This is a genomic window from Pseudomonas sp. NPDC047961 (assembly GCF_050272435.1).
Lineage (GTDB): Bacteria > Pseudomonadota > Gammaproteobacteria > Pseudomonadales > Pseudomonadaceae > Stutzerimonas.
On sequence record NZ_JBNNMD010000001.1, the window covers coordinates 745,448 to 759,085 of the forward strand.

15 protein-coding genes are annotated in these 13,638 nt (G+C 59.5%); 6 read left to right on the forward strand and 9 right to left on the reverse strand.

What is annotated here, in order from left to right; genetic code table 11:
- Nucleotides 1–55 precede the first annotated feature (55 nt).
- On the reverse strand, nucleotides 56–811 hold the full coding sequence (locus tag ACQKIK_RS03485) for an AraC family transcriptional regulator (protein ID WP_241530437.1): 756 nt from the start codon (nucleotides 809–811) through the stop codon (nucleotides 56–58).
- Nucleotides 812–955: 144 nt separating this feature from the next.
- Here ACQKIK_RS03485 and lon point away from each other — a divergent pair, with 144 nt between their 5' ends.
- From lon to cmoB, 4 genes are all read left to right on the forward strand, one after another.
- Nucleotides 956–3,337, forward strand: coding sequence for an endopeptidase La (gene lon, locus ACQKIK_RS03490; protein WP_127838646.1), 2,382 nt, complete (start codon nucleotides 956–958; stop codon nucleotides 3,335–3,337).
- Between the two features lie 154 nt (nucleotides 3,338–3,491).
- Nucleotides 3,492–3,881, forward strand: a complete 390-nt coding sequence (locus ACQKIK_RS03495) for a protease inhibitor I42 family protein (RefSeq protein ID WP_046162712.1) — start codon at nucleotides 3,492–3,494, stop codon at nucleotides 3,879–3,881.
- Nucleotides 3,882–3,964: 83 nt separating this feature from the next.
- On the forward strand, nucleotides 3,965–4,744 hold the full coding sequence (gene cmoA / locus ACQKIK_RS03500; protein WP_499134775.1) for a carboxy-S-adenosyl-L-methionine synthase CmoA: 780 nt from the start codon (nucleotides 3,965–3,967) through the stop codon (nucleotides 4,742–4,744).
- On the forward strand, nucleotides 4,741–5,703 hold the full coding sequence (gene cmoB, locus ACQKIK_RS03505; protein ID WP_499134776.1) for a tRNA 5-methoxyuridine(34)/uridine 5-oxyacetic acid(34) synthase CmoB: 963 nt from the start codon (nucleotides 4,741–4,743) through the stop codon (nucleotides 5,701–5,703). Before cmoA ends, cmoB begins: the two co-directional genes overlap by 4 nt.
- Here cmoB and ACQKIK_RS03510 read toward each other — a convergent pair.
- Nucleotides 5,700–5,909 (reverse strand): hypothetical protein, encoded by a 210-nt coding sequence (locus tag ACQKIK_RS03510; RefSeq protein ID WP_045429311.1) that lies wholly within the window; start codon nucleotides 5,907–5,909, stop codon nucleotides 5,700–5,702. The genes cmoB and ACQKIK_RS03510 overlap by 4 nt on opposite strands.
- A gap of 227 nt (nucleotides 5,910–6,136) precedes the next feature.
- Here ACQKIK_RS03510 and ACQKIK_RS03515 point away from each other — a divergent pair, with 227 nt between their 5' ends.
- Nucleotides 6,137–7,027, forward strand: coding sequence for a LysR substrate-binding domain-containing protein (locus ACQKIK_RS03515; protein ID WP_499135187.1), 891 nt, complete (start codon nucleotides 6,137–6,139; stop codon nucleotides 7,025–7,027).
- A 17-nt stretch (nucleotides 7,028–7,044) separates the two neighbouring features.
- Complete coding sequence (locus ACQKIK_RS03520; protein WP_499134777.1) at nucleotides 7,045–7,254, forward strand: DUF2905 domain-containing protein; 210 nt, start codon at nucleotides 7,045–7,047, stop codon at nucleotides 7,252–7,254.
- Between the two features lie 41 nt (nucleotides 7,255–7,295).
- Here the strand turns inward: ACQKIK_RS03520 and pdxJ are convergent, their stop codons facing one another.
- The 7 genes from pdxJ to lepA all read right to left on the reverse strand — a co-directional run bounded on the left by pdxJ (nucleotide 7,296) and on the right by lepA (nucleotide 13,528).
- The gene (gene pdxJ / locus ACQKIK_RS03525) at nucleotides 7,296–8,042 is read right to left on the reverse strand and encodes a pyridoxine 5'-phosphate synthase (RefSeq protein WP_499134779.1); all 747 of its coding nucleotides are present in this window, start codon (nucleotides 8,040–8,042) and stop codon (nucleotides 7,296–7,298) included.
- On the reverse strand, nucleotides 8,035–8,727 hold the full coding sequence (gene recO / locus ACQKIK_RS03530; RefSeq protein WP_499134780.1) for a DNA repair protein RecO: 693 nt from the start codon (nucleotides 8,725–8,727) through the stop codon (nucleotides 8,035–8,037). The genes pdxJ and recO overlap by 8 nt, the downstream gene beginning before the upstream one ends.
- Nucleotides 8,728–8,815: 88 nt before the next feature.
- Nucleotides 8,816–9,727 (reverse strand): GTPase Era, encoded by a 912-nt coding sequence (gene era / locus ACQKIK_RS03535; RefSeq protein WP_045429322.1) that lies wholly within the window; start codon nucleotides 9,725–9,727, stop codon nucleotides 8,816–8,818.
- Nucleotides 9,720–10,409, reverse strand: a complete 690-nt coding sequence (gene rnc / locus ACQKIK_RS03540) for a ribonuclease III (RefSeq protein ID WP_046162718.1) — start codon at nucleotides 10,407–10,409, stop codon at nucleotides 9,720–9,722. Before rnc ends, era begins: the two co-directional genes overlap by 8 nt.
- Complete coding sequence (locus ACQKIK_RS03545) at nucleotides 10,406–10,783, reverse strand: DUF4845 domain-containing protein (RefSeq protein ID WP_127838640.1); 378 nt, start codon at nucleotides 10,781–10,783, stop codon at nucleotides 10,406–10,408. The genes rnc and ACQKIK_RS03545 overlap by 4 nt, the downstream gene beginning before the upstream one ends.
- A gap of 89 nt (nucleotides 10,784–10,872) precedes the next feature.
- The gene (lepB, locus tag ACQKIK_RS03550) at nucleotides 10,873–11,727 is read right to left on the reverse strand and encodes a signal peptidase I (RefSeq protein ID WP_127838639.1); all 855 of its coding nucleotides are present in this window, start codon (nucleotides 11,725–11,727) and stop codon (nucleotides 10,873–10,875) included.
- Between the two features lies 1 nt (nucleotide 11,728).
- Nucleotides 11,729–13,528: a translation elongation factor 4 gene (lepA, locus tag ACQKIK_RS03555; RefSeq protein WP_045429331.1), complete on the reverse strand. Its 1,800-nt coding sequence runs from the start codon at nucleotides 13,526–13,528 to the stop codon at nucleotides 11,729–11,731.
- Nucleotides 13,529–13,638 lie beyond the last annotated feature (110 nt).

Below are 13,638 nucleotides of genomic sequence, written 5' to 3' on the forward strand. Positions count from 1 at the left end.
GCAAAGCAGGGGCGGTAGAACGCGAAACGCACCGTCTCGGTGCGTTTAGGGTCGGTCACTCTTCGCTGCGTCGCAGCCGTTTCGGCGTCAATCCGAGGTAACGACGGGTGGCGGTAGTCAAAGCGCTCTGGCTGGAGAAGCCACACTCTTCGGCGATCCGCACCAGGGGCAGCGGGCTTTCGCGCAGCAGCCTGGCGGCGCGATCGAGGCGACTCTTCAGCAGGTATTGATGCGGGGTGAGGCCGACGCTGTCTTTGAACTGCACGTGGAAGTGGCTGGGGCTCAGGCACACCACCTGCGCCAGCTCGGCTACCGTGATCCGGCGCGCCAGATTGCTTTCGATATGCGCATCCAGGCGCGCGATGTCCAGAGGCCCTTTCGGCTGGTGTGTCGCCTCGCCAAACACCCGCAAGTGCAACGCACGCAACAGCACACCGCCCAGCGCCCTTGCCAGCAAGGGGTCGCTGCCATAACGGGCCAGTTCGGCGCCCGCGTAATTCAGCAGGTTGTGAAAGTCGGCGTCCAGCGCAGGATAACGAGGCGTTTCGAACAACTGCGCCAGCAGGCGCGGATCGTCGGCGCTGAGGTCTTGCTCGTCGAGGTCGATGATGAGCATGCGGTTATCACCCTTGCCGGCGAACTCGTGTTCGGCGTATCCCGGCACCAGGCAGGCACGCATACGGCACACCTCACCGCCCGCGCCGTCGACCTCAAACGCGGCACTGCCCGAGAGCGACAGCACCAACTGGTGGTAGTCGTGAGCATGTTCGTGGGCCTGATCATCAAGGCGCAGCAGACGGGCGTTGAGCATGGAGGGGCACCTGGGGTATGAGCCGCACTCTACCGGAGGCTTGGCGGTTTTTATAGCTGTGCGCAAAAACAGCCAGGCAACGATTGGATTGAAATCATTCGCCAGATACCCATCTAAAGAGCACGTACTCGCCACAGGTGCCGCATGAACGACGACATCCATCAAGAATTCGAGCAAAACGCCTCTTCCACGGGCTTGGTGCTACCGGATCAGGACCTGCCCGACAAGCTGTACATCGTCCCGATCCACAACCGGCCTTTCTTTCCCGCACAGGTGCTACCGATAATCGTCAACGAAGAGCCCTGGGCCGAGACTCTGGAGCTGGTCTCCAAGACGCCGCACCAGCGCTTGGCCCTCTTCTTCATGGACACCCCGGCACAGGATGCCGCCAGCTTCGATCCGGACAGCCTGCCCGAACACGGCACCATGGTTCGCGTGCACCACGCCTCGAAGGAAGGCGGCAGGTTGCAATTCGTCGCCCAGGGCATGGCCCGCGTTCGAATCAAAGGGTGGCTGCGCCGTAAACCGCCCTATCTGGTGGAAGTCGAATACCCGCAGAGCGATGAAGACCCCCGCGACGAGGTGAAGGCCTACGGCATGGCGCTGATCAATGCGATCAAGGAGCTGTTGCCGCTCAATCCACTGTACAGCGAGGAGCTGAAGAACTACCTCAACCGCTTTAGCCCGAACGCGCCGTCGCCGTTAACCGACTTCGCTGCGGCGCTGACCACGGCGCCAGGCATCGAGCTGCAAGAGGTCCTGGACACCGTACCCGTGCTCAAGCGCATGGAAAAGGTGCTGCCCCTGCTGCGCAAGGAAGTCGAAGTCGCCAAGCTGCAGAAAGAACTGACCGGCGAAGTGAACCGCAAGATCGGCGAACGTCAGCGTGAGTTCTTCCTTAAGGAACAGCTGAAGATCATCCAGCAAGAGCTGGGGATCACCAAGGACGACCGCAGCGCCGATGCCGATGAATTCCGTTCCCGCCTGGAGGGCAAGGTCGTGCCGCCCGCCGCCCAGAAGCGGATCGACGACGAGCTGACCAAGCTCTCGGTGCTGGAAACCGGTTCGCCGGAGTATGCGGTAACCCGTAACTATCTGGACTGGGTCACGTCGATGCCCTGGGGGCTGTACAGCGAGGACAAGCTCGACCTCGAACATGCTCGCAAGGTGCTCAATGCGCATCATGCCGGGCTCGACGATATCAAGAGCCGGATCATCGAGTTCCTCGCCGTCGGCGCATTCCGCGGTGAAATCTCCGGCTCCATCGTGCTCCTGGTGGGTCCGCCAGGCGTTGGCAAGACCAGCATTGGCAAGTCCATTGCCGAATCGCTGGGCCGCCCTTTCTACCGCTTCAGCGTCGGCGGCATGCGAGACGAGGCCGAGATCAAGGGCCATCGCCGCACCTACATCGGCGCCCTGCCCGGCAAACTGGTCCAGGCGCTGAAGGAAGTCGAAGTGATGAACCCGGTGATCATGCTCGACGAGGTAGACAAGCTCGGCAATAGCCATCAGGGCGATCCCGCCTCGGCGCTGTTGGAAACGCTGGACCCGGAACAGAACGTCGGTTTCCTCGATCATTACCTTGATTTGCGCCTGGACCTGTCCAAGGTCCTGTTCGTCTGCACCGCCAACAGCCTTTATTCGATCCCGGGCCCGCTGCTCGACCGCATGGAGATCATCCGGCTGTCGGGTTACATCACCGAAGAGAAACTGGCGATCGCCAAGCGCCACCTCTGGCCGCGGCAGTTGCAGCGCGCCGGGGTGCCGAAGAACCGGTTGGCTATCAATGACAGTGCGTTGCGCAACCTCATCGAAGGCTACGCGCGCGAGGCCGGAGTTCGACAGCTCGACAAGCAGCTCGGCAAGGTGGTGCGTAAGGCCGTGGTCAAGCTGCTCGATGAACCTGAGAGCAAGATCAAGATCGGGCCGAAAGATATCGAAAGCTACCTGGGCATGGCGTATTGGCACCCTGAACAGCTGCTCACTGGAGTCGGGGTGGTCACCGGGTTGGCCTGGAACAGCATGGGCGGCGCAACACTGCCGATCGAGGCTACGCGGATTCATACGCTCAACCGAGGTTTCAAGCTCACCGGCAAGCTGGGCGATGTCATGAAGGAGTCGGCTGAAATCGCGTTCAGTTACGTCAATTCGCACCTGAAGGAATTCAAAGGCGATCCGAAGTTCTTTGATCAGGCCTTCGTGCATATGCACGTGCCGGAAGGCGCTACGCCAAAAGATGGTCCGAGTGCCGGCATCAGCATGGCAAGCGCACTGCTGTCGTTGGCACGCAACCAGGCGCCCAAGAAAGGCGTGGCCATGACGGGCGAGCTGACGCTGACCGGGCTGGTGCTACCGATCGGCGGGTTGCGCGAAAAGGTCATCGCCGCGCGGCGTCTGAAGCTTTATGAGCTGATTATCCCAGAGCTCAATCGCGGAGACTTCGAAGAGCTGCCGGACTACCTGAAAGAAGGCCTGACGATGCACTTCGCCAAGCGCTTCAGTGACGTGGTCAAGGTCTTGTTCTGATACCGGAATCAGGGGCCGTAAGCCGGCGGCACGGCCCCTTCCGCTTGCGCATAGCCGGTCGCCGTAGCGAATGGCTTTACCCACCGGCCCTGGCGCCTTATGGTTTCCACCGACGCCCGAGCGTTTTCTTTCTTCCCTCTGGAGCCGGTCGCCCATGCCTCTCGCCCGTTTGCTGTCGTTCGCCCCGTTGTTCCTGCTGGCCGGTTGCGCCAGTACGCCGCCGAGCAGTATCGCGCTGAACGACGATGCGGACTGCCCGCTGACCTTGCAGCCCGGTCAGATGTTGATCGTAAGCCTGCCAAGCAACCCCACCACAGGCTATCGCTGGAACCTGCGCGAGGTTTCAGCCGAGCAGTTGAAAAGCCTTGGCCCGGAAGTATTCAGCTCACCGAAGTCCGACGTCATCGGCGGCGATGGTCTGTCCACCTGGCGCTTCGAGGCAGCCGAGGCCGGCAGCGGCCGCCTCTATCTCGCCTATCAACGCCCTTGGGAAACCGACACCGAGCCGGCCGGGCTGTTCGACTGCCGAATCGAAGTGCAGTAAGACTTGCCATAAGACGTGGAATAGCCGGGCACGAGGACCGACCGTCCACTTCGCGACGGCCATCCGCATGGCTTTCCGCTACAATGCCGCCCCTGTTTTCAGCCTGCCCAGACACCGCCGTGAGCCACGAACCCGATCGCCTGTTCGCCAAGCCCCTCGCCCAACCCCAGGACTTCGTCTTCAACGAGGATGTCGTGCGGGTCTTTCCCGACATGATCAAACGCTCGGTTCCGGGCTATCCCACCATCGTCGAGAACATCGGCGTGCTGGCCGCGCAGTTCGCCCAGCCGAACACCTGCCTCTATGACCTGGGATGTTCGCTGGGCGCGGTGACGCAAGCGCTGCGCCGGCACGTCAAGGCGGATAATTGCCAGGTGATCGCCGTCGATAACTCAACTGCCATGGTCGAGCGCTGCCGTGAATACCTGCACGGGCAGGACTCGATGTTTCAAGAGTTGCTCCCGGTTGAGGTGATCGAAGCCGACGTGCTTGCCCTGCAGTTCCAGCCCGCCTCGCTGATCGCACTCAACTTCACTCTGCAGTTCATCCCTCCTGAGAAGCGGCCCGCTCTGCTAGGCGCCATCCACCAGGCGCTGGTACCTGGGGGCGCGCTGATTCTGTCGGAAAAGCTGCGCTTCGAAGACGAGCAGGAGCATGACCTGCTGACCGACCTGCATGTCGCATTCAAACGCGCCAACGGCTACAGCGAATTGGAAATCGCGCAGAAACGCAGCGCCATCGAGAACGTGATGAAGCCCGACAGCCTGGAAACCCACCGTCAGCGCTTGCTGGAGGCCGGATTCACCAAGGTGGTGCCCTGGTTTCAATGCCTGAACTTCGCCTCGTTGATTGCGCTGCCATGAACATTGACCTGACACCCCTCGCCTGGCGCTTGGCCGGCACCCCACTGGCCGCCTGGGCCAACGGCTTGCAGGCACAACTCGATGCCAAACTCGCCATCGGCCACGGTGACTTGCCGCGCTGGCGTCGCGCCGTCGATGCGCTGCCTGATATCAAGCCCGCCGCTGTCGAACTGCAAGCGGCTTTCCGCCTGGAAGCGGAGTGCGACGAGGACACCCGTGCGGCTACCCAGGACGCCTTGTTCGGCCTGTCGCCCTGGCGCAAGGGACCCTTCGACGTGTTTGGCGTGCATGTCGATACCGAATGGCGCTCGGATTGGAAGTGGGACCGGGTTTCGCCGCATTTGGATTTGAGCGGCAAGCGCATCCTCGACGTCGGTTGCGGCAACGGCTATTACATGTGGCGCATGCTCGGCGCCGGTGCCGACTCGGTCGTCGGCATCGACCCGAACTGGCTGTTCTTCTGCCAGTTTCACGCGATGAAGCGCTACTTGGCGGAGCTGCCGGTCTGGCATCTGCCCATGGCGCTGGAGGAGTTGCCGCCCAAGCTCGAAGGCTTCGACACTGTCTTTTCTATGGGCGTGCTCTACCACCGACGCTCACCGGTCGATCACCTGCTGGACCTGAAGGACTGCCTGATCAAGGGCGGTCAGCTGGTCCTGGAAACATTGGTGATCGAGGGCAACGAACACACCGCCCTGGTCCCGGAAGACCGCTACGCACAGATGCGTAATGTGTGGTTCCTGCCCTCGGTGGCGGCGCTGGAATGCTGGCTGCGCCGCGCTGGCTTCGTTGACGTGCGCTGCGTGGATGTCAGCGTTACCAGCATCCAGGAGCAGCGCAGCACCGATTGGATGCGCTATCAGTCGCTGCCGGAGTTCCTAGACCCGCAGGATCACAGCAAGACCATCGAAGGCCTGCCCGCGCCGATGCGCGCCGTGTTGATCGCGCGCAAACCCTAACGCTGGACGCGCGCACTACGCTGTTCTTCAACCAGCTGACGCAGCGACGCCTGTGCTTTCTCCATCAAACGCGGGCGACTTAAATCACGCATCCGCAATTGCCGGTCGCTGAGCGTGAGTAGCCGCCGATAGAGGCGACGCTTGCGCCAGGCCGCAAACCAGTCGAGCGCCAACGCTTGCAGTCCGATGGGCCACATTGCCGGCATATAGACATCCGGCCTCGCGGGCTCTTGCGGCGGACCTTTTGGTGCATCTGTCAGTTGTCTGTCTGAACACTTCATTGCGCCCCCTAACGTGCAAGGTGCGTCGGCGCACCCAGTGCCTTCCGACCGATATGGCCGGTGGAGTAAGACTGAGCGCGCTTGACGATTCAAACAAACGACTAGAATAGAACGACCAGTTAAACGAAATTGAAGGCTAGCCTATGCCCGGAATGCCCGAACAGCTTCCCCAATCTGCGATGCCGCTATTGGAAATCGATGTGCTCCGCACCTTTGTCTCGATCGCCGAAAGCGGTAGTTTCACGCGCGCGGCAGGCCAGATCTTCCGAACCACGTCGGCCGTCAGCATGCAGATCAAGCGCCTCGAAACCATGCTCGGCTGTGCTCTCTTTGTCAGAGAAGCTCGGCGCATCACCCTGACCACTGAAGGTGAGCGGCTGCTGGGCTATGCCCGTCGGCTGCTGAAACTCAACGAAGAAGCGGTGAGCGCGTTTGTAACACCGCAGCTAAACGGCCAGGTACGTTTCGGTACGCCCGCCGATATTGGCACTCATATCTTGCCGGGCCTGCTGTCTCTGTTTGCACGGACCCATCCGGGCATTGAAGTGAACGTATCGGTTGGGCGGAGCGTCGACATGATTCAACGCATCGACTCCGGTGAGCTGGACGTAGCGCTCATCAGCGTCGGCAACCTGGGTCAGGATGATTCTCGCGGCGAGGTCATCCATAGCGAGCAGCTGGTCTGGGCCGGACGCGCCGGGGGCGTCGCGGTCGAGCGCGATCCGTTGCCCTTGGCGTTGTCTACTCCAGAATGCGCGTGGCGCCGCCAAGCGCTAGATGCGCTCGACAGAGCGGGACGGTCGTATCGGGTTGCTTACTCTAGCGAGCAGTGCGCGGGTCAGGAAGCCGCGATGATTGCCGATCTAGCGGTAGCGCCCTATCCCTTGAGCCTGGTCAAGCCACCGCTCAAACGCATGGACGAAGGCGAAAATCTACCGTCGCTGGGTGTGTACCGGATCAAGCTATTGTGCGCCCCTGGCTGCAGTGAGCCCGTACAAGTCCTGGCACGGCACGTCGTGGCAGCTTTTGCCGCTTATCACTGACCAGAACAGGAGGCAATATGGCGAAATGGTTGATCGTCGCAGGGTTGCTCCTGCTTCTGCTCGGCGTAGTGTTTCACTACGCGCCGGGACTGTTGAGCTGGTTCGGGAAATTGCCCGGCGATATTCGTATCGAGTCGGAGCGCAGCAGAACCTTCATCCCCGTCACCTCAATGATCATCCTGAGCGTGGTGCTGACGGTTCTGCTGAATATCTTCTTCCGACGCTAACCAGCGAAAGCGGTCTGTAACAAGCGCAACCGCCCAGCGCGTCAGCCGCGCGCCGCTGCGGTGAGAATGAGATGCTTCATTTCCTTGACGGCCTGTTTGAAGCCAACAAACAGCGCGTGAGCAACAATCGCGTGGCCAATGTTCAGCTCATTGACCCCGCGGATCGCCGCGATCGCCTCGGCATTATGGTAATGAAGGCCATGGCCGGCGTTGACGATCAATCCATGGCTCAGACCTGACTCGACGCCATCACGAATTCGCGCCAGCTCGCAGGCCCGCTCGGCCACCCCGTGCGCATCGGCGTAGCGCCCGGTGTGCAACTCGATGGCCGGCGCACCAACCCGCGCCGCGGCTTCGATCTGCAGCGGGTCAGCATCAATGAACAACGACACCTCAGCGCCGCAGGCCGCCAGGCGCATCACCGCATCGCGGATGCGAGACTCTTGGCCGGCCACATCCAGACCGCCTTCAGTGGTTAGCTCCTGGCGCGTCTCCGGCACCAGACAAACGTGTTCAGGGCGCAGTTGTTCGGCAAAGGCCAGCATTGCGTCGGTCAGGCCCATTTCGAAATTCATTCGGGTCTGCAGCGCGTCTTTCATCATCAGCACGTCACGCTCCTGAATGTGCCGACGATCTTCGCGCAGGTGCACCGTGATGCCGTCGGCCCCCGCCTCCTCCGCATCTAACGCGGCCTTGACCGGGTCCGGGTAACGGGTGCCACGCGCCTGGCGCAGGGTGGCGACATGATCGACATTGACGCCGAGCAGGATTCGATTGGCTTCAGTCACGCGGGACCTCCTTGATGTTCATGAACAGCTCGCGGCTAACCAGTGGCCGGCCGCCCAGATGCGGCGCCAGCGCCTGACGCATAAGTCTTTTTGCCGCCGCCAAAGCCCCTGGCACATTCCAATCGGCCTCAGCCATTGCCAGGAGTTCCGAACCCTTGAACAGCCCGGGCTGAAACTGACCGACCGGCTCCAGCCCGGTCTCGGGCAACAAGCGATAAAGCCCGTCGCCATGGATAGGCTGGTCAGCGATATCCCTGTCCAGCGCAAAGCCGTAGCCAAGTTCGGTCAGCAATCGCCATTCGAAAGAACGCAGGATCGGCTCCAGCGGTCGCTTGTCTGCCAGGGCGGGTAATGTCGCGGCGTAATGGTCGAACATGGCGGGATGGGCATCCTCAGCCGGTAGCAGCCGGATCAGCAACTCGTTCAGGTACAGGCCACTGAAGAGCGCATTGCCGTCGAGCCAGAAAGCCAAACCCGCGCTCTCCAGTCGCCCGACGCTCTTCAGATCACCGCGCCCGCGAAACTCGACCTCCAGCGGTACGAATGGCCGGGCCAAAGTGCCCGCCTTGCCGCGCGCACCACGCAGCACTGCCCGCAACCGCCCCTCGGGGGTGAAGAAATCCACAAGCGCGCTACTTTCACGATAGGGCCGGCTGTGCAGCACAAAGGCGGTTTGAGCGGTCATGGGATCTAGGTCGTAGGCAGAAACGGAGCGAATGCCTTTGTCCGACCGCCAAGGCTGCGGCAGTCGGGCCGATGTCGCGGGCTTAGCGTCAGCTGTAGCCGAGCGAGTGCAGTGCGCGCTCGTCGTCGGACCAACCGCTCTTTACCTTCACCCAGAGGTTAAGCATGACCTTGGAGTCAAACAGGACTTCCATGTCCTTGCGCGCCTCCTGACCGATGCGCTTGATGCGCTCGCCCTTGTCGCCAATGATGATCTTCTTCTGTCCATCGCGCTCGACCAGGATCAGCGCATGGATATGCAGCACATGCCCCTGCTGCTTGAAGTCTTCAATTTCGACAGTGATCTGATACGGCACCTCAGCACCGAGCTGGCGCATGATCTTCTCGCGCACCAGCTCCGCCGCTAGGAAACGGCTGCTGCGGTCGGTGATCTGGTCCTCGGGAAAGAAATGCTCGCCCTCAGGCAGGTGCGAGGCAACTAGCTTCTCGAACACATCGAGATTCTGCCCGTGCTGGGCGGAGATCGGTACGATTTCAGCGTTAGGAAGCTGCTGAGCCAACCATTCGAAATGTGGCAGCAATTCACCTTTGTCTTCGACGCGATCAGTCTTGTTGACCGCCACGATGACTGGACCTTCAACATACTGAACACGCTCGAGCACCAGCTGATCCTCATCGGTCCAGCGCGTACGATCAACAACAAAGACGACGACGTCGACGTCCTTCAAGGCTGAAGAGGCGGTGCGGTTCATATAACGGTTGAGTGCCGTCTCGCCATTCTTGTGCAGGCCAGGGGTGTCGACATAGACCGCCTGAACGGTGCCCTCGGTCTTGATCCCGAGCATATTGTGTCGTGTCGTCTGCGGCTTGCGCGAAGTGATCGCGAGCTTCTGCCCCAAGACGTGATTGAGGAGCGTTGACTTACCCACATTGGGCCTTCCCACTATGGCTACATAGCCGCAGCGGCTTACGTCTTCGCCTTCAACTCGTTCATCAGTCATTACCGTTCTCCACGCCGAGTGCTATCAATGCCGAGGCAGCGGCAACCTGTTCGGCAATACGCCTGCTAGCACCCTGCCCTTGAGTCTTCTCATTGAGCAACGATACCTGGCACTCGACGAAGAACGTCCGGCAATGCGGTTCGCCCTGAATCGCAACCACTTCGTATTTCGGTAGTTCGCATGCCCGCGATTGCAGAAATTCCTGCAGGCGAGTCTTTGGATCCTTGTTTGTATCGACGAGCGTAAGCCCTTCCAGCTCGTTGGCAAGCCAAGCCAGCACGCGGTCACGCGCCGCCTCCATGCCTGCATCAAGGTATATGGCGCCAATTAAAGCTTCGAGCGTATCAGCAAGGATCGATTCACGGCGAAAGCCACCGCTTTTCAACTCGCCGGAACCAAGCCGCAGGTATTCTCCGAGCTCGAAACCGCGTGCGAGCACGGCAAGCGTTTCGCCTTTAACCAGTCGCGCGCGCAGCCGAGAGAGCTGCCCTTCCTTGGCTTGCGGAAAGTGGTTGAACAACGCCTCGCCGGCGATAAAGTTGAGGATGGCATCGCCAAGAAACTCCAGACGCTCGTTATTGCGTCCGGCATAGCTGCGATGCGTCAGAGCCAGGAGCATCAGCTCCTGGTCTTTGAATTGATATCCGAGCCTACGCTCGAGACGGGCTAACGAAGTGCTCACGGCATCCTTAGGCGATATTCTTTATCGAAGTTCGCCACCAGATCGAGATTGCGGATCAGGGGCTCGCGTTTTTCATAGTCCAAGTGAACCTTGAACTCGTTATTTTCAATCGTGACCTTCATTGCCTCTTCGAGGTTCAGGTCGCGAATACCATTCACGTCCATGCCCTTGCGCACATGGCTATAAAAATCTCTCACGGTGCGGATGTCTGCCGCCTTGTCACTTTCAACCCCAGAGATGATCTTGTCCATGGACATATAGTCGAAATAATGCGGCAACATCTTGAATGCGGTGCTGGCAAAAAACGCCACCAACGCCAGCACCATGATCCAGCTCAGCATGGACAGGCCTTTTTGCGAACGAGCGAAACTCATGTCGACCTCTATGTCGTACGTTACCCGCGGATTGGGGCTGTTCAAATATAGCGGGCCGGCTCGCCGGAACCGGGCCCTGATTCACAGACTCAGTGAATCAATCCTACCCGCGAAAAATGCGGTAGGTTGCTGAACTTCGGATCAGGCCAGCTCATCCATACGGCAAAGGCTTTGCCGACGATATTGCGGTCTGGAACCATGCCGGCCAGTTCAGCTGGAATCGCCGCATCGTGCCAGTAGCGGCTGTCGTTGGAATTGTCGCGGTTGTCGCCCATCATGAAATAATGGCCTTGCGGAACGCGCCACTCGCGGTTGGGCTCGATCCGATAGCGTGCCATTTCCTTGCGAATGAGGTGTTCTACCTCACCGAGCTTCTCTTGGTACAGCTTCGCGCTGCCCAAGCTGCCTGGTTCCTCGCCAATCAGTATTTCGGGAACCAACTCTCCATTGATGCTCAAACGCTTGTCGCTGCTATACCGGATTACATCGCCAGGCAGGCCTATAACACGCTTGATGTAGTTAATGTTGGGATCGCTTGGATATCTAAATACCATCACATCCCCACGCTTAGGATCACTGACATCAATGATCTTGGTATCGACCACGGGTAGCCGAATACCATAGGCGAATTTGTTTACCAGTATGAAGTCGCCGACCTCGAGCGTCGGAATCATCGAACCGGATGGAATCTGGAATGGTTCGATAAGAAACGAGCGCAGCACCAGAACGATCGCAAGAACCGGGAAAAAAGACTTGCCGTACTCAATAAGAACCGGCTCTTTGTTCAGCGCGTCCAACGTCGATTGATCAAGCTCCCCAGCCTGGCCCTCATAGGTGGCTATCGCAGCCCGGCGACGTGGCGCGAAGATCAGTAGGTCGAGTAGTGCCAAAAATCCACATACCGCAACGGCGATGACCAGCAACAGCGGGAAATTGATCGACATGTCAGCTATCTACCTTGAGCACGGCGAGGAAGGCTTCCTGCGGAATCTCAACGTTGCCGACCTGCTTCATCCGCTTCTTACCGGCCTTCTGCTTTTCAAGCAGTTTGCGTTTACGGCTTACGTCACCGCCGTAGCACTTCGCCAGAACGTTCTTGCGCAACGCTTTCACAGTGCTTCGCGCGACGACCTGCCCCCCCAGCGCAGCCTGGATGGCGACGTCGAACATTTGCCTTGGGATTAGCTCCTTCATCTTCTCGACAAGGACCCGCCCTTTGTAATGCGCATTGTCGCGGTGCACGATCAACGCTAACGCGTCGACTTTGTCGCCGTTGATCAGGATATCCAGGCGGGTAAGATTGGCGGACTGGAAGCACTCGAAGCTGTAATCCAGCGAGGCATAGCCCCGGCTGACCGATTTGAGCCGGTCGAAGAAGTCGAGCACCACTTCGCTCATGGGCAGGTCATAGCGCACCTGGACCTGCGTTCCGAGAAACTGAAGGTCACGCTGAACGCCACGCTTTTCCACACAAAGCGTAATAACGCTGCCCAAATGCTCCTGGGGTACGAGAATGTTGGCCCGCACAATGGGCTCACGCATGTCCTCGATCGAGGAAAGATCGGGTAGTTTGGAAGGACTATCGACATAGATAGTCTCGCCGTTTTTCAACAATAGTTCATAGACCACTGTCGGCGCCGTGGTGATCAGATCCAGGTCGTACTCGCGTTCGAGGCGCTCCTGGATGATCTCCATATGCAGCATGCCGAGAAAGCCGATGCGGAAGCCGAATCCAAGCGCATCCGAGCTTTCCGGCTCGTACTGCAGCGCAGCATCGTTGAGCGTCAACTTTTGCAACGCCTCACGGAAGTCTTCGAAATCGTCCGAGCTTACCGGAAACAGACCCGCATAGACCTGCGGCTTGACCCGCTTGAAACCAGGCAGCATTTCAACGTCAGGCGTATTCGAGAGTGTCAGGGTGTCACCAACCGGAGCACCGTGAATATCCTTGATGCCAGCAATAATAAAGCCGACTTCGCCAGCTTTAAGGTCGGCGGTGCTCGTGTGTTTCGGGTTGAACACACCCACGCTGTCGACCTGGTGTACCTTGCCGGTGGACTTGACCAGGACCTTGTCGCCCTTTTTGATCCGACCATGGCGAACTCGCACCAGCGAGACGACACCGAGATAGTTGTCGAACCAGGAGTCGATAATCAGCGCCTGCAGGGGCGCATCAATTTCTCCCGTCGGAGCGGGGATGACAGACACCAGACGCTCAAGCACATCGTCTACGCCCATGCCGCTCTTGGCGCTACACGCCACAGCATCGGTCGCATCGATACCGATAATATGCTCGATTTCGCCCTTGACCTTATCGGGGTCGGCCTGCGGCAAATCCATCTTGTTCAGCACGGGCATTACTTCCAAGCCCTGCTCGATGGCTGTATAGCAGTTGGCTACCGATTGCGCTTCAACGCCCTGCCCAGCATCGACCACCAGCAACGCACCTTCGCAGGCGGCGAGCGAGCGACTGACCTCGTAGGTGAAATCTACGTGGCCTGGGGTGTCGATGAAATTCAGCTGATAGGTCTTGCCGTCCTTCGCCTTGTAGTAAAGCGTGACGCTGTGCGCCTTGATGGTGATGCCTCGTTCACGCTCGAGGTCCATCGAATCCAGCACCTGGGCGTTCATTTCACGCTCGGTCAAACCGCCACACATTTGAATGAAACGGTCAGCCAGGGTCGACTTGCCATGATCGATGTGCGCGATGATAGAAAAATTGCGGATATGACTCAGGTCGCTCACAGCTCAACACTCTAATACGTCGCGAGCCGATTGCCCGCCGAAAATAGCCGCAAAGTGTACCTGATAGGTCTATTCAGTGCCACGCCGGAGCCTAGGACGTGCATGATCAG